Source organism: Saccharothrix ecbatanensis, from assembly GCF_014205015.1.
GTDB lineage: Bacteria > Actinomycetota > Actinomycetes > Mycobacteriales > Pseudonocardiaceae > Actinosynnema > Actinosynnema ecbatanense.
Genome location: NZ_JACHMO010000001.1, coordinates 4,723,953 through 4,739,786, shown reverse-complemented (window position 1 = coordinate 4,739,786; position 15,834 = coordinate 4,723,953). Strand labels below are relative to the sequence as shown.

Sequence of the window (15,834 nt, the reverse complement as noted above, 5' to 3'; positions counted from 1 at the left end):
CCCGTGACATCAAGGGCGGCTTGGCCGACCTCGGCTACGCGGCCGGGTGGCGCCTGGTGCGGCTGCTGCCGGAGAGCTGGGCCCGCCCGCTGTTCGACCTCGTCGCCGACCGGGCCGCGAGACGTGGCGGCGACGGCGTCCGGCAGCTGCGGGCGAACCTGCGCCGGGTGGTGCCGCAGGCCGGCGAGGCCGAGCTGGACGAGCTGGTCCGCCTGGCGCTGCGCTCGTACGCGCGGTACTGGCGCGAGGCGTTCCGGCTGCCGTCGCTGGACCTCAAGGCTGCCTACGCCGAGTGCGACCGGACGATGACCGGCGTGGAGAACCTGGACGCGGCGCTGGCCGAGGGCCGGGGCGCGGTGATCGCCCTGCCGCACTGCGGCAACTGGGACATGGCGGGCGTCTGGCTGGTCGGCCACTGCGGCACGTTCACCACCGTCGCCGAACGGCTCAAGCCCGAATCGCTGTACCGCCGGTTCATCGCGTTCCGGGAAAGCCTGGGCTTCGAGGTGGTCCCGCTGACCGGGGGCGACCGCAACCCGGCGATCGTGCTCACCGAACGCCTGCGCGCCAACAAGGTCGTCTGCCTGCTGGCCGACCGCGACCTCACCGCGGGCGGTGTGCCGGTGACGTTCTTCGGCGAGCGCACGCTGATGCCGGCCGGTCCCGCGCACCTGGCCGCGACGACCGGCGCGGCGCTGATCCCGGCGGGCCTGTGGTTCACCGAGGACGGCTGGGTCATCCGGCTGCACCCGCCGATCAGGGTCCAGGGGACGGCGGGCGTGCCGGCCGCGACCCAGCAGCTGGCGGACGTGTTCGCGGCCGACATCGCCGCGCACCCCACCGACTGGCACATGATGCAGCAGCTGTGGCTGGCCGACCTGCCGGAGAGCAGGCAGAAGGCGCTGCGCCGGGTGCTGGCCCGCCGGGGGGAAACGGCGTGAAGGTCGGCATCGTCTGCCCGTACTCCTTCGAGGTGCCCGGAGGCGTGCAGGCCCACGTGCTCGACCTGGCGCGCGCGCTGCGCGGTCTCGGGCACGAGGTCGAGGTGCTGGCGCCCGCGGACGACGACACGCCGGTGCCGGAGTTCGTCACGTCCGCCGGCCGCTCGGTCGGCATCCCGTACAACGGGTCGGTGGCGCGGCTGTCGTTCGGGCCGGTGTCGTTCACCCGGGTCCGGCGGTGGATCGCCGAGCACGATTTCGACGTGCTGCACCTGCACGAGCCCACCGCGCCGTCGTTGTCGATGCTGGCGCTGATGGTCGCGGACGGGCCGATCGTGGCCACCTTCCACACGTCCACGCCGCGCTCGAAGATGCTGTCCGCGTTCCAGGCGGTGCTCCAGCCGTTCCTGGAGAAGATCACCGCCCGGATCGCGGTGTCGGCGCTGGCGCGGCGGGTGCAGGTGGAACACCTCGGCGGTGACGCCGTGGAGATCCCGAACGGCGTGGACGTCGGGTTCTTCGCCGACGCGAAGCCGTTGGACGGCTACCCGCGTCCCGGCGGCACGGTCGGTTTCGTCGGCCGGTTCACCGAGCCGCGCAAGGGCATGCCGGTGCTGCTCGACGCGTTCCGCGCGCTGGACGAGCCGGACGTGCGACTGCTGATCGTCGGACGTGGTGACGAAGACGAGCTGCGCAAGCAGGCGGGGCCGGAGCTGGCGTCGCGGATGGTGTTCCTCGGCATGGTGGACGACGAGACGAAAGCGCGCGCTCTGCGCAGCGTGGACGTCTACTGCGCGCCCAACACCGGTGGCGAGAGCTTCGGGATCATCCTGACCGAGGCGATGTCCGCGGGCGCGGTGGTGCTGTCGAGCGACCTGGACGCGTTCCGGCGGGTGCTGGACGACGGCAAGGCCGGTGTGCTGACCCCGGTCGGCGACCCGGACGCGTTGGCGGCGGCGTTGCGGGAGCTGCTGGCCGATCCGGTGCGGCGGGCGGACTACGTGGCCGCGGCGCGGCAGCGGGTGATGATGTTCGACTGGTCGGTGGTGGCGGCGCAGGTGGTGCGGGTCTACGAGAGCGCCATGGCCGCCGATCCGCGACGGGTGGCCGAGGCGTGACCAGTTCCGGCGTCGCGATGACGTTCCTGGTGCTGTTGGGGTTGGCGGTGCTGATCGGCCCGTGGACGCTCGGCACGGCGAACCGGCTGGACCGGCTGCACGTGCGCACGGACGCGGCCTGGGCGGCTCTGGACGCGGCCCTGGCGCGGCGTGCGGTGGTGACGCGGGCGGTGGCGGCGGTGTGCGGCAAACCGGACCTGCGCGCGGCGGCGGACCGGGCGGAACGGTCGCCGCGGGCCGATCGCGAGGCGGCGGAGAACCGGCTGTCTGCGTTGCTGGAAGGGCTGGACCGTTCGGTGCTCAAACCCGAGCTGGCGGCCGAGTTGTCGGACGCCGAGCAGCGGGTGGTGCTGGCCCGGCGGGTGCACAACGACGCGGTGCGGGACACGTTGTCGTTGAGGCGACGGAGGTCCGTGCGGTGGCTGCGGCTCGCGGGCACCGCGCCCACGCCGTCGTACTTCGAGATCGCCGAGCCCGGGGTGGATTCCGAGGCGTCCCCGTTGACGCGACGCGTGTCGGCGCGGGTCGTGCTGCTGGACGCCGAGGACCGGGTGCTGATGTTCGAGGGCTTCGACCCGACCCGGCCGGACGAGCTGTTCTGGTTCACCGTCGGCGGCGGGGTGGAGCCGGGGGAGGACATCCGGACGGCGGCGGTGCGGGAGCTGTTCGAGGAGACCGGCGTGCGGCTGGCCCGGGAGGACCTGGTCGGTCCGCTGTGGAAGCGGCACGCGGTGTTCGCGTTCGACGGCCTGAGCTACGCGGCGGCCGAGTGGTTCTTCGCCGCGCGGGTGACCGGGGTCGACGTGGACACCTCGCGGTTCGACGACATCGAGCGGCAGACCATCCGCCGGCACCGGTGGTGGTCGGCGGAGGAGCTGGCGTCGACCGACGAGACCGTGTACCCGGTGCAGCTGGCCGAAGTGCTGCCCGGCGCATTGTCCGAATGGGACGGCACGACGCGTTCGGTGCGGTGACTCCGCCGGTCTGGCGGGTCTTGCCGGCTCGGGCTCGGGCTTGGGCGGTCCGCACGGTGAACACGATCGTGCCGACGACCAGGACGGCGAGCGCGAGCAGGTATTTCGCCCTCCGCTGGAGCGCCCGGCCGGATGCATGTCATTGACGCGTGATGGATATTGGTGCCCGCAATTCTGCGGATGATCCGATTGCTACGCGCAGGTCGAGTGCGCCCGTATTGCCCTGAATACCGGGTCGACCGCACTTCTGCGGATTCTTACCTGCGGATCCGACTATTGTGTGTGGCACGCTGGGTGGGGAATACCGCTACTACGGGGACGAGTCGGTCCGGCTCGATCAGCGGAATTTGTTCTCGCCATCGGGAGGCCGCGTGTCACTTGTTGAGCGATTCGTCGTCGGCGTCGACATCCAGAGCTTCTCCTCCAGGGTGGCCCGCCGGCAGGTCGTGCTCCAGACCGGACTCGACCGGATGCTCGACGAGGCCGCGTGGAGTGCGGGGCTCAGCCGCGAGCTGTGGACGCGGCACCCTGGAGGGGACGGCGAGGTCGCAGTGCTGCCCGCCGACGTGGACCTCCTGGCGGTGGTGCGGCGGTTCATCACCGAACTCGACATCAGGCTCACCGACCACAACGACGACCACGACCCGGGGGCGCGCATCCGGCTGCGGGTGGCGATGCACATCGACGTGGTGACCCGACCCGGTCCGCTCGGCTACGCCGGGCCGGCCCTGACCGTGCTCCAGCGCCTGCTCGACTCCGAGCCGGTCCGGGACGCGCTGGCAGCGGCCCCGGAGGCCAACCTCGCACAGATCATCTCGGACTCCCTCTACCGCAAGGCCGTGCTCCCCGAACTCGGCGGGCTGCGACCACGGCAGTTCCGGCAAGTGCGGGTGGACCTGCCGGCCAAGGAGTTCCACGAGACGGCCTACCTGTTCGTGCCCGGTGAGTCGCCCGCACCGCGGGCCGAGCGGCCGGACGGGCGGCCCCAGGACCTGAGTGCGGCGTGGTCGCCCCTGCCCGGCTTCCCCTTCGTGATGCCCGCGCTGCGCACCGAACGGCGACCACCCAAGCCCCGCCCGCAGCGCTTGACGTTCGGCAAGGAGTCGGCGGCCGGTGCGGTGGAGGTGGTCGAGCCGGTCGAGCCGACACCGGTCGACCTCGGTCCCGGGGTGCGCCAAGCGATGCGTGAAGTGCGGGAAGCGCTCGCGCGGGGTGAGGTCGACCTCGCGGACGTCCTGACCACGCGGACGCTGCTCGTGGCGGTGGGACGCGACGGCAAGGGGTGGCTGCGCGAATCGGACGGGCCGCTGTTGGCCGACGCGCTGCTGACCGAACTGGACCTGGCGTGGTCGGAGTTCTCCGGCGGCGCGTGGGGGTTCCGTGCCCAGCGCGCCCGTGTCCGCGGGTTGACGCTGACCGGGCCGCGCGAGTTCCGGGAACTGTCGGTCGCACTGGGGTGGCGCGCCGAGAAAACCGAGACGATTCCGCTGTACCGGGAATTCGTCAGGAGGGCGAGCGCGGACGCTTCGTTCTACCCGACCTTGCGCAATCCCGAGCGGGAAAATTATCCGAGCTGGCACGACGAGTGGTCGCCGACGGTCATGGCCGTGCACGTCCGGCTGCAGCAGTGGGAGCGGTGAAATGGAATTCGTCATCCTGATCGTGGTGGTCGCCGCCGGCGGCTGGTTCGGCGTCGCCGGGGTGCGGACCGTGCCCGCCGGTCAGGTCGGCGTGGTGACCAAGGTGTTCAACACCCGGCCGCGGCGCCCGGAGGACGACCCGCGGGTGAGCTTCTGCGCCGCGGCCGGTCCCCAGGCGCGGCTGCTGCACGGGAACACACGCACGTGGCTGGTCCCGTTGCTGTACCGGGTGGAACTCGTCGCGCAGACGTACGTGCCGAGCGGGACGATCGGCGTCGTCGTGGCCAAGGCGGGAAACGTACGTCCGGCGGACAGCCCGATCGCCCGGTATGTCGAGTGCGACCACTTCCAGAACGGCGAACGCTTCCTGCGCGACGGCGGTCAGCAGGGCCGCCAGCTGGAGGTGTTGACCAGTGGGTTCTACGACGTCAACCCGGTGCTGTTCAAGGTGATCACGGTGGACACGCCGGAGGCGATGGCGCACGAGGGTCTGACGGCCCAGGCCCTCGCCGAGGTCGAGATCGAGATCGGCGAGACCGGGGTGGTGGTCACCCACTTCGGGGCCAAGCCGAACCTGGTCGACGTCGGCCCACCGGTCGAGGGCCATCACAGTTTCCAACTGCCGTGGGTGTTCCTCGCCGGCGAAGGATGGCGCGGCGTCCAGCGGGAGACGCTGGACGAGGGCGGTCGCTACGCGCTCAACCCGTGGTTCGCGCACGTGGTGGAAGTGCCGACGCGGGTCCTGATCCTGGAGTGGACCAAGGACAAGAAGACCACCAGCAACCTGGACATCTCCCTGGGCCAGGTCGTCCTGGACGTGCAGGGGTACACCGTCCGGCTGGACATGAAGCAGACCGTGCGTATCCCGGCGACGGCGGCGCCCGGCATCGTGCGCAACTTCGGCCTCGGTGGGCAGGGCGAGGCGGGTGGGCGCAGCTCCGTGCAGGAGTTCGTGAAGAAGGAACTGGCGGCCACCGTGGACGCCTACTTCCGCCGGATCTCCTCCCGCTACCGGATCCAGGAGTTCATCACCCGGTACAACGAGGTGTGCAACGAGCTCGCCGGCGAGGTGCGCCAGGCCCTGACCCGCACGGGCGTCGAGGCCATCACCACGACGTTGGAGAACTTCGAGTGCGACGAGCAGGAGATCAACGACATGCGGCGGCAGATCGCCGTGCAGCAGGAGAGCGTCAAGCTCGAAGAGGCGAGGCTGGCCGAGCTGCGGGCGCGCAAGGACAGCGAGGCGGTCCTCAACGACACCGCGTTGCAGCAGGTCAAGGTGGAAGAAGAACGTCGCAGGCTGGATTTCGTCGAGCTGAAGATGCTCGTCGAGCTGCTCGGTCCCGAGCACGTGGCGGTGGAGCGCGTCCTCACTCAGTGGGTGAAGGTCAACGTCCCGCAGTACATCGGCGGTTCGGATGGCAACGTCATGCAGGCCTTGCTCCAGGCCATGCCGATGGCGCAGACGCGGGACATCATGTCCATGATCAGAAACGTCGCGGCGGCACGGACGGAACCCGAGCCGTCGGAACTCACCAGCGGTGACAACGGCTCCGCCGAGCAACTGACCCCGCCGGCGGCTACAGGATGAACGTCGCGATCATCTGCCCCAGCAGCCGCACGTCGGCGTGGCCCTTGAACTCCAGCCGCACCTGACCCAGGCCGCTGAACCACAGGTCCAGCTCGGCGTCCATGTCGAACGTTCCCGCCGTCTCGATGGAGAACGCCTGCACCCGGCTGTACGGCAGCGACGTGAAGTCCTTCTTGCGGCCGGTCATGCCCTGGACGTTCACCGCGATCACCCGCTTGTTGGTGAACACCACGAAGTCCCGGACCGTCTTGAAGCTCGACACGATGTGCTCGCCCTGGATCAGGATCGGCGACACCTGCGACGCGATGTCCTCGGGACGGCACGGCGCGAGCTTGAAGACGGACTGCTTCTCGAAGTCGATCACGCCTTCGACCGTACCTCCAGATCCGCCCACCCGCCCCGGTTCGTGCCCGATTCCCGGGAGATCCCCGACCCCGTCTCCGGGTAATCCCCGAACCGGTCCGCGTGCACCCGCGCGAAGAAGTAGCACATGGCCTCGCCCTCGGCGTCACCGATGGCCACCCGCGGATCACGCGAAACGGCCTCGTAGAACTCCCGCCCCATGGCGACGATGAAACCCCGCGCGTACAGGAAACCGTCGTCCGAGCCCTCGGTGACCTCGTGCACGTCGGCCCGGTCGATCTCGTGCAGCTTGCGCTCGACCACCCGGTCCAGCGCGATCAACTCCTCGGCGGACAGCCCTGCGCACTCATCGGCCAACGTCGCCAGCACCCGGTCGAGGTGCTCTTCGAGCTCGGTGGCCTCCTCGAAGGCGTCCGCGGACACGTCGCGCCCGGCCAAGGCGCGGCGCACCCCGTTCGGCTCGGGGCCGAGCCCGGCCCACGCGTTCTCCAGCAGCGCCCAGAAACGGGCCTCTTCGGCAGCGGTCGGAAGAATCATGCGGGCGACGCTAGCAACGGGGTCCGACAATTCGCGCGAGCGCGGCGGGCGGCCGGCCGGGAACCGCTCCGGTGAGGTCAGTCCGCTCGCTTCAGGCTGTCGATCGCACCGCCCCAGGAGGGCCCGTCCCAGGTGATGACGAGCGCCGAGCCGTCCGGCTTGAGCTCCAAGGTCCCGCGCTTGCGGTCGTCGTTCGGGGTGGTGCAGTCGAGGGTGAGGACCGGCTCGGTCGAGTCGGCGCCGGTGATGGCGCCGGGGCAGGCGAGCTGACCGGTCGTCTCCGCGGTGGTGCCGGTGATCGTGAGCGTGCCGATCGGGCTCTCGTTGATCGGCTTCCACGTCCCGGCCAGGCCCTTGGCCTCCGCCTTCTCGGTCGACTTCTTCGTCGGCTCCTGCGTCGCCGAAGCGGTCGTGGTCGTGGCCGACGTCCCGGTCGCGTTCTGCCCGTCACCGCCGCAGCCGGCCAACAGCCCGGCCACCAGTCCGAGGACAGCGACGTTCAACACTGCGCGCATGGTCGAACTCCCCCTTGTGGATCTTCAACGAAATGCGCACCATCCCAGCACACCACCCCCGGATCAAGGCAAATCGCCCGAGCCCGAGCACCCGGTGACGACCCGGTCCGGGCCGGACCGCTGAAGGGTCCGACCCGACCACGTGATCGGCGACGATGGCGGCCAGGGCCGGTCACACCCGGCTGATCACCTCGTTGCCGTAGGACGCGAGGGTCTTGTCCTTGTCGTCGTGCATCAGGTACAGCGCGAACTGGTCCACGCCGAGGTCCCGCAGCTCCTGCAACCGGTCCACGTGCGCGGACGCCGGGCCGAGCAGGCAGAACCGGTCCACGATGGCGTCCGGCACGAAGTCCGTCGACCGGTTGCCCGCCTTGCCGTGGTGGGCGTAGTCGTAGCCCTCGCGGCCCTTGATGTACTCCGTCAACGCCGCCGGCACCACGCCCGAGTCGCCGTACCGCGCGACCAGGTCGGCCACGTGGTTGCCGACCATCCCGCCGAACCAGCGCAGCTGGTCGCGCTGGTGCGGCAGGTCCGTGCCCACGTACGCGGGCGCGGCGACGCACATCGTGATCGCCGCCGGGTCACGTCCCGCGGCCACCGCCGCCTCGCGCACCGACCCGATCGTCCACCTCGCGATGTCCGGATCGGCGGTTTGCAGGATGAACCCGTCCGCCTGCTCGCCGACCAGCTGCAACGCCTTGGGCCCGTACGCGGCCATCCACATCTCCAGCTTGCCGTCACGCACCCAGGGGATGCGCACCGGCGTGCCGTGGTGCTCGACCTCCCGACCCTCCGCCAACTCCTTGATCACCGTCATGGCCTGGCTCAAGGTCGCCAGCGACGCGGGCTTCTGCCCGATCACCCGCCGCGCCGAGTCGCCACGCCCGATCCCGCACACCGTGCGGTTGCCGAACATGTCGTTCAACGTCGCGAACAGCGACGCCGTCACCGACCAGTCCCGCGTGCTCGGGTTGGTCACCATCGGGCCGACCACCAGCTCACTGGTGGCGGCCAGCACCTGCGAGTAGATGACGAACGGCTCCTGCCACAGCACCACCGAGTCGAACGTCCAGCCGTACCGGAAACCGTTGTCCTCCGCGGCTTTCATCGCGGCCACGACGTCCCGCGCGGGCGGATCCGTCTGGAGCACCACACCGAAGTCCACTTGCGCCTCCTACACCAGGTACTGGTTCAGCTCGCGGGACAGGAACTTCCCGTGCCCAGGCGCACCGTGGAAACCGCCGGCGTCCACGACCACCCGGCCACGCGAGAGCACCGTGTCGACCTTGCCGGTGATCTCCATGCCCTCGTACGCCGAGTAGTCCACGTTCATGTGGTGCGTGGCCGCCGAGATGACCTGCGTCGCCGACGGGTCGTACACCACGATGTCCGCGTCCGCGCCGGGCGTGACGACACCCTTGCGCGGGTGCAGGCCGAACATCCGCGCGGGCGTGGTGGAGCAGATCTCCACCCACCGCTCCAGGCTGATCTCGCCCTTCACCACGCCCTGGTGCAGCAGGTCGATCCGGTGCTCCACGCCCGGCATCCCGTTGGGGATCTTGGAGAAGTCCCCGCGCCCCAGCTCCTTCTGGTCCTTGAAGCAGAACGGGCAGTGGTCGGTCGACACCACCGACAGGTCGTTGGTGCGCAGGCCGCGCCACAGCTCGGTCTGGTGCTCCTTGGGTCGCAGCGGGGGAGAGGCGACGTACTTCGAGCCCTCGAAGTCCGGCTTCGCCAGGTCCTCCAGCGACAGGTACAGGTACTGCGGGCACGTCTCGGCGAACACGTTCTGCCCGGTGTCGCGCGCCTTCGTCACCGCGTCCAACGCCTGCGCGGCGGACAGGTGCACGATGTACAGCGGCGACCCGGTCACCTTGGCCAGCGTGATGGCGCGGGACGTGGCCTCGCCCTCCAGCTCGGCGGGCCTGGTCAGACCGTGCTCGACCGGATCGGTGCGGCCCTGGGCCAACGCCTGCGCCACCAGTTGGTCGATCGCGATGCCGTTCTCCGCGTGCATCATGATCGTGGAGCCGGTCTCCCGGGCCTTCTGCATCGCGCGCAGGATCTCGCCGTCCGTGGCGTAGAAGACCCCGGGGTAGGCCATGAACATCTTGAACGTGTTCACGCCCGCGTCGACGCAGGACTCCATCTCCTTCAACGACGTGTCGTTCACGTCGGAGACGATCATGTGGAACCCGTAGTCGATCGCGCAGTTGCCGTCCGCCTTGCCGTGCCACTTGTCCAACGTGGACAGCAAGGACGTGCCCTTCACCTGCACGGCGAAGTCGATGATCGTGGTCGTGCCGCCCCACGCCGCCGCGATCGTGCCGGTCTCGAAGCTGTCCGCGGAGAACGTGCCGCCGAACGGCATCTCCATGTGGGTGTGCCCGTCGATGCCGCCGGGGATCACGTACTTGCCGGTGGCGTCGATCGTCTCGTCGGCTTGCAGCGGGAAACCGGGCGCCAGCAGCGCGACGATCTTCTCGCCGTCCACCAGCACGTCGGCGGCCACGGCGCCGGTCGCGTTCACGACCGTGCCGCCCTTGATCAGGATGCTCACGGCTGCACCAACCCCTCGTACGTGTCGGGACGGCGGTCGCGGTAGAACGCCCACAGGTTCCGGACCTCGGCCAGCAGGTCCATGTCCAGGTCCCGGACCACGATCTCCTCCTCCGTGTCGGAGGCCGCCTCGCCCACCAGCTGACCGCGCGGGTCGGCGAAGTAGGACTGGCCGTAGAAGTCGTTCTCACCCAACGGTTCCACACCGACGCGGTTGATCGTGCCCACGTAGTACTCGTTCGCCACGGCCGCCGCCGGCTGCTCCAGCCGCCAGAGGTACTCGGACAGGCCCCGGCTGGTCGCGGACGGGTTGAACACGATCTGCGCGCCGTTCAGCCCGAGCGCCCGCCAGCCCTCCGGGAAGTGCCGCTCGTAGCAGATGTACACGCCCACCTTGCCCACGGCGGTGTCGAACACCGGGTAGCCGAGGTTGCCCGGCTTGAAGTAGAACTTCTCCCAGAACCCCTTGACCTGCGGGATGTGGTTCTTGCGGTGCTTGCCGAGGTACGTGCCGTCGGCGTCGATCACCGCGGCCGTGTTGTAGTAGATCCCCGGCTGCTCCTCCTCGTACATCGGCACCACGAGCACCACGCCGTGCTGCTCGGCCAGTTCGCACATCAGGTCGGTGGTCGGGCCGTCGGGGATGCCCTCGGTGTAGGAGTAGTAGTCCGCGTCCTGCACCTGGCAGAAGTACGGCCCGTAGAACAACTCCTGGAGGCACACGACCTGCGCGCCCTGCGACGCGGCGGTGCGGACCGCCTCGACCGCGTTGGCGATCATCGACTCCTTGTCGCCGGTCCACTTCTGCTGCACGAGACCTGCGCGGATGATCTTGCTCACGCGTTCTCCCTCCGTGGCGTCAGAGCCAGGTAGACGAGCATGCCGCCGACCAGGCCGACGACCCAGTTGTAGTCGTAGAGCGGTTTGAGGAACGGGATCAGGCCGTCCGCCGGGAACGGCCCGTTGTACGCGCCGCCCACGGCGAGCACCGAGCCCACCAGCGTGGCCACGACCGCGCGCCAGTTCCAGCCGGCCTTGAACCAGTAGCGCCCGCCGGCCACGTACAGCTCGGGCAGGTCCAGCTTGGTGCGCGCGTGCACCCAGTACCCGCCGACCAGGACGCCCGCGACGGCCGCCAGCAGACCGCCGTAGAAGCCGAGCCACGCGAAGATGTAGATGTTCGGGTCGGTGATCAGCCGCCACGGCATGATCACGATGCCGATCACGCCGGTGATCAGCCCGCCGACCCGGAAGCTGATCAGCTTCGGCAGGGCGTTGGAGAAGTCGTACGACGGGCTCACCACGTTCGCCGCGAGGTTGGTGGAGATCGTCGCCAGGATGACCATCACCAGCCCGATGACCACCGCGACCGGGCTCTCGAACTTCGCGGTCAGCGCGACCGGGTCCCAGATCGCCTCCCCGTACAGCACGACCGTGCCGGACGTCGTGACCACCGACAGCAGCGCGATGAACGACATCGTGGTCGGCAGGCCCAGCACCTGGCCGAGCACCTGCTTGCGCTGGCTGCCGCCGAACCGGGTGAAGTCCGGCATGTTGAGCGACAGCGTGGCCCAGAACGCGATCATGCCCATCAACGACGGCACGAACACCTTCCAGAAGTCCAGGCCCCAGCCCAGCTTCGACGGCTCCGCCAGGATCGGGCCGAGACCGCCCGCCTTGATCAGCACCCACCCGGTCAACGCCATCAGGCCCAGCGCCACCAGCGGCGCGGCCCAGTTCTCCAGCACCCGCACCGCGTCCATGCCGCGCCAGATGATCGCCATCTGGAGCAGCCAGAACGCGAAGAAGCTGAACCACAGCGTCCACGGCTGGCCCGCGACGACCGGCGCCCCGCTCCACCCCGTGCCGGCCAGCTTGCCGACGATGCCGTGGATGGCCTGGCCGCCGACCCACGTCTGGATGCCGAACCAGCCGCACGCCACGAACGCCCGCAGCAACGCGGCCAGGTTCGCACCGCGCACGCCGTAGAACGCGCGGGCGAACACCGGGAACGGGATGCCGTACTTCGTGCCGGCGTGGCTGTTGAGCAGCATCGGCCCCAGCACGATGATGTTGCCCAGGGTGATCGTCAGGAACGCCTGCAACCAGTTCATCCCGATCGCGACGAGCCCGGCGGCGAGCAGGTAGCTGGGGATGTTCGTGGCCATCCCGACCCACAGCGCGAAGAAGTTGTAAGTGGTCCAGGTGCGACGCTCCAGCGGAACCGGCGCGAGTTCCGGGTTGTAGTGGGGGCTGTCCGCGATCGCCGAATGATCGCGGAGTTCGACGCGGCCGTCGGGGTCGGCTGTGACCTGCGTTGCGGAGTCAAGGGCCATCGGTCACTTCCCTGTTACGCTCGTGAAACACCCTTCGCGCGGGCGCTTCGCCGCGATTTCCATCCCGGCATCCTCCGGTCGGCCCGCGTGCGTCGGCAGTGGCAAAGTGTCCACGCTTGCCATGATCAGGGCACACTCTGTCCATTGCCACTCCAGCCGCTGGTCCGGTGCGTTCCACGGGGCATCCGGTCGGCTCTCGACTGGCCGTTCACCGGTGGCCTACCGTCCTTCGGATGAAGCTCGAACTGCGGCACCTGCGGGTCGTCTGCGCGATCGCGGACTCGGGCAGCCTGTCGAAGGCGTCCGGACTGCTCGGCCTGGCGCAACCCGCCCTGACGGCCCAGCTGCACCGGATCGAGGCCATGCTCGGCGGCAAGCTGTTCGACCGGGACCACAAGGGCGCCCGGCCGACCGCGCTGGGCGAGCTGGTGCTGGAACGCGCCCGCGTCCTGCTGCCCGCGTTCTCCCGCCTGGAGGAGGACGCGCTGCGCCTGGTGGACGACGACGTGCCCGGCGACCGGTACCGGGTCGGCGCGGTGAACGGGCCGATGCTCGGCGGGCTGGTGCACCGCCTGACCGAGGCGCACCCCGGCTCGCACGTCTCGACGCAGGTGTCGTGGTCCGGTGTCGAGCTGGCCGCCATGGTCGCCGCGGGCCGGCTCGACTACGTGCTGGTGGGCGTGTGCGGGGACGCGCCGCCGCCGTCCGAGCACGGGCTGACGTGGAGCGTGATCGCGGTCGACCCGGTGTTCGTGCTGATCCCCGAGGACCACCCGTTCACCCTGCTGGACGAGGTCGAGCTGGGGGCGTTGAAGGACATGCAGTGGGCCGTCACACCGGGTGACGGGTGCTTCGGCGACTGCTTCGTGGCCGCGTGCAGCCGCGCCGGCTTCACCCCGCGCACGATGTACGAGGTCGACACCAACAGCTGCATCGAGCTCGCCTCGTCCGGTGACGCGGTGGCGTTGTGCCAGCCGACGTTCCGCCGCACCCCGGGCCTCGTGGCGATGCCACTAGCCGGCCCGCCGCTGCGGTGGCGGCACCTGATCGGCTGGAACCCGGAAGGCCCAGCCGCCGCCGTCGGCCCGCAGGTGCTCCGGTACGCCGCCGAGGCCTACCGTGAAACGGCCGAACGCAACCCGCGCTACGCGGCCTGGCTGCCGGGGCACCCGGAGTACGGCGCGGTCCCGCATCAAGCGCTGGTCTGACCGCGCACCTTGCCCTCGGTGTTCGGCCGCCGCACACCCTCGACCTCGACGCACAGCCCGAACACGCGCTGCCGACCGGTCCAGCCGTTGACCCGGCCGCGGTTGTTGCCGATCTGCACGCGGTCGCCCTGCAACGCGGTGACCAGGTGCAGGTAGGTCGTGCCCGAGACGCGGACCAGCACGATGTCGCCGACTTCCAGCTTCGCCGGGTCGACCGGTGCGACCACGACCAGGTCACGACTGCGCACCAGCGGCACCATGGAGGACCCCGTCGGCCGGAACCGCACCGTCGCACCTCCGGCGACCCTTGCCGCCATGGCATCCAGCGCTCCCATGATCCCAGTGTGACAACGGGCGCCAGCGCTTTTCCGGCCTGGCCATCACCCCGTCTTATGACCCAACCGGTATTACCGCGGCCGGGCCGGCGGACCTAGGTTTCACGGGGAATCCCTGCACTCCCTTCGAGGAGAACTCCCCATGTCAGCACTCTTCAGACCGCTCGCGCTCGTCGCGGCGCTGGTCGCGGCCGGCACCCTGCCGCCCACCGCCGCCCAGGCCGCGCCCGCCGACCAGCACGCCGAGATCCTGTCCACGATCCAACGCGACCTGGGATGGGACGCTGACCAGGCGCGTGCCCGCCTCGCCGCCGACGAGCGCTCCGCCGACACCGCGCGAACCCTGCGCAAGCGGCTGGACGCCCGGTTCGGCGGCGCGTGGATCGACTCCTCCGGCACCCTCACCGTCGGCATCACCCAACCGTCCGAAGTGGACGCGAGCGTGCGCACGAAGCTGGTGCAGCGCAGCGAAAGCGACCTGGACGCACTGAAGTCCGCGTTGGACGCGAACGTCGCCAAGTCACCGCGTTCCGTCCCCGGCTGGTACGTCGACCTGCCCACCAACACCGTGGTCGTGAAGTCCCAGCCCGGCAAGGTCGCCGCCGCACGGCAGTTCGTCGCGTCCGCCGGCGTCCCGGCCTCCGCCGTCCGCTACTACGTCACCACCGAGGAACCACGCCCGCTGATCGACGTCATCGGCGGCAACGCCTACAACATCGGCAGCGGCACCCGTTGCTCCGTCGGCTTCTCCGTCAACGGCGGCTTCGTCACCGCCGGGCACTGCGGCTCGACCGGCGCGTCGACGTCCAACCCGAGCGGCACGTTCCGCGGGTCCAGCTTCCCCGGCAACGACTACGCGTGGGTCCAGGTCGCGGCGGGCAACACCCCGCGCGGGCTGGTCAACAACTACTCCGGCGGCACGGTGTCGGTCACGGGCTCGCAGGACGCGCCGGTCGGCTCGACCGTGTGCCGCTCCGGCTCCACCACCGGCTGGCACTGCGGCACGATCCAGGCGCGCAACTCGTCGGTGACGTACCCGCAGGGCACGGTGTCCGGCCTGATCCAGACCACGGTGTGCGCCGAGCCCGGCGACTCGGGCGGCTCCCTGCTCGCGGGCACGCAGGCGCAGGGCGTGACGTCCGGCGGCTCCGGCAACTGCCGCACCGGCGGCACCACCTACTTCCAGCCGGTCAACGAGATCCTCCAGACCTACGGCCTGACCCTGGTCACCGGCGGCGGCGACCCGAACCCGCCGACCGGCTGCCAGAGCTCGGAGACCACCTACAACGGCTCCCTTGCCGCGGGCGGGCAGGCGTACCAGCCGAACAACAGCTACTACCAGTCCACGGTGTCCGGCGCGCACGTCGGCTGCCTGGTCGGTCCGAGCGGCGCGGACTTCGACCTGTACCTCCAGAAGTGGAACGGCAGCTCGTGGGCCGTCGTGGCGAAGGGCGACAGCCCGGCCGCCGACGAAACGGTGACCTACAACGGCACCGCCGGCTACTACCGCTACCGGGTGCACGCGTACAGCGGGTCCGGCGGCTACACGCTCGGGGTCACGAACCCCTAGCCACAGGGGGAAGAACCGTCGCGGGTCCGTGTCGCGTCTCCCACGACACGGGCCCGCGCGGTCTTCACGGACCGTGCCCGGATAGATCACCTGATCGAGCGGCTACGGAAGAACGCGGAAACGGTCGATGCCATAGGGGTCACTTGC

The 15,834-nt window shown here is 70.0% G+C and carries 15 protein-coding genes; 7 read left to right on the top strand and 8 right to left on the bottom strand.

Going from position 1 to position 15,834, the window contains the following annotated elements:
- The first annotated feature begins 8 nt into the window (after positions 1-8).
- The 5 genes from F4560_RS19465 to F4560_RS19445 all read left to right on the top strand — a co-directional run bounded on the left by F4560_RS19465 (position 9) and on the right by F4560_RS19445 (position 6,264).
- Positions 9-941 (top strand): phosphatidylinositol mannoside acyltransferase, encoded by a 933-nt coding sequence (locus F4560_RS19465; RefSeq protein WP_184929252.1) that lies wholly within the window; start codon positions 9-11, stop codon positions 939-941.
- Positions 938-2,059, top strand: a complete 1,122-nt coding sequence (locus tag F4560_RS19460; protein ID WP_184921956.1) for a glycosyltransferase family 4 protein — start codon at positions 938-940, stop codon at positions 2,057-2,059. The genes F4560_RS19465 and F4560_RS19460 overlap by 4 nt, the downstream gene beginning before the upstream one ends.
- Positions 2,056-3,033: an NUDIX hydrolase gene (locus F4560_RS19455; protein WP_312869370.1), complete on the top strand. Its 978-nt coding sequence runs from the start codon at positions 2,056-2,058 to the stop codon at positions 3,031-3,033. The genes F4560_RS19460 and F4560_RS19455 overlap by 4 nt, the downstream gene beginning before the upstream one ends.
- 371 nt (positions 3,034-3,404) lie before the next feature.
- On the top strand, positions 3,405-4,673 hold the full coding sequence (locus F4560_RS46230; protein WP_184921955.1) for a GUN4 domain-containing protein: 1,269 nt from the start codon (positions 3,405-3,407) through the stop codon (positions 4,671-4,673).
- Between the two features lies 1 nt (position 4,674).
- The gene (locus F4560_RS19445; protein WP_184921954.1) at positions 4,675-6,264 is read left to right on the top strand and encodes an SPFH domain-containing protein; all 1,590 of its coding nucleotides are present in this window, start codon (positions 4,675-4,677) and stop codon (positions 6,262-6,264) included.
- On the opposite strand, the gene F4560_RS19440 is transcribed toward F4560_RS19445, so the two are convergent.
- The 7 genes from F4560_RS19440 to F4560_RS19410 form a co-directional block, all read right to left on the bottom strand.
- Positions 6,254-6,628 carry a PH domain-containing protein gene (locus F4560_RS19440; protein WP_033441348.1) on the bottom strand — a complete coding sequence of 125 codons (375 nt, stop codon included), beginning with the start codon at positions 6,626-6,628 and terminating at the stop codon, positions 6,254-6,256. The two genes, F4560_RS19445 and F4560_RS19440, sit on opposite strands and share 11 nt — an antisense overlap.
- Positions 6,625-7,164, bottom strand: coding sequence for a DUF4240 domain-containing protein (locus F4560_RS19435; RefSeq protein WP_184921953.1), 540 nt, complete (start codon positions 7,162-7,164; stop codon positions 6,625-6,627). Before F4560_RS19435 ends, F4560_RS19440 begins: the two co-directional genes overlap by 4 nt.
- Before the next feature lie 77 nt (positions 7,165-7,241).
- Positions 7,242-7,679, bottom strand: a complete 438-nt coding sequence (locus F4560_RS19430) for a hypothetical protein (RefSeq protein WP_184921952.1) — start codon at positions 7,677-7,679, stop codon at positions 7,242-7,244.
- Positions 7,680-7,851: 172 nt separating this feature from the next.
- Positions 7,852-8,844, bottom strand: coding sequence for a TIGR03842 family LLM class F420-dependent oxidoreductase (locus F4560_RS19425; protein WP_184921951.1), 993 nt, complete (start codon positions 8,842-8,844; stop codon positions 7,852-7,854).
- Positions 8,845-8,853: 9 nt separating this feature from the next.
- Positions 8,854-10,239, bottom strand: coding sequence for a dihydropyrimidinase (hydA, locus tag F4560_RS19420; protein WP_184921949.1), 1,386 nt, complete (start codon positions 10,237-10,239; stop codon positions 8,854-8,856).
- Complete coding sequence (locus F4560_RS19415; RefSeq protein ID WP_184921947.1) at positions 10,236-11,078, bottom strand: nitrilase-related carbon-nitrogen hydrolase; 843 nt, start codon at positions 11,076-11,078, stop codon at positions 10,236-10,238. Before F4560_RS19415 ends, hydA begins: the two co-directional genes overlap by 4 nt.
- Positions 11,075-12,574, bottom strand: coding sequence for an NCS1 family nucleobase:cation symporter-1 (locus F4560_RS19410; protein WP_184921945.1), 1,500 nt, complete (start codon positions 12,572-12,574; stop codon positions 11,075-11,077). Before F4560_RS19410 ends, F4560_RS19415 begins: the two co-directional genes overlap by 4 nt.
- A gap of 233 nt (positions 12,575-12,807) precedes the next feature.
- Between F4560_RS19410 and F4560_RS19405 the strand changes: the two genes are divergently transcribed.
- Positions 12,808-13,782: a LysR family transcriptional regulator gene (locus F4560_RS19405; RefSeq protein WP_184921943.1), complete on the top strand. Its 975-nt coding sequence runs from the start codon at positions 12,808-12,810 to the stop codon at positions 13,780-13,782.
- Here the strand turns inward: F4560_RS19405 and F4560_RS19400 are convergent.
- On the bottom strand, positions 13,767-14,117 hold the full coding sequence (locus F4560_RS19400; RefSeq protein ID WP_184921941.1) for a S26 family signal peptidase: 351 nt from the start codon (positions 14,115-14,117) through the stop codon (positions 13,767-13,769). The genes F4560_RS19405 and F4560_RS19400 overlap by 16 nt on opposite strands.
- Before the next feature lie 142 nt (positions 14,118-14,259).
- Here F4560_RS19400 and F4560_RS19395 point away from each other — a divergent pair, with 142 nt between their 5' ends.
- Positions 14,260-15,687 (top strand): S1 family peptidase, encoded by a 1,428-nt coding sequence (locus F4560_RS19395; protein WP_184921939.1) that lies wholly within the window; start codon positions 14,260-14,262, stop codon positions 15,685-15,687.
- Positions 15,688-15,834: the final 147 nt, after the last annotated feature.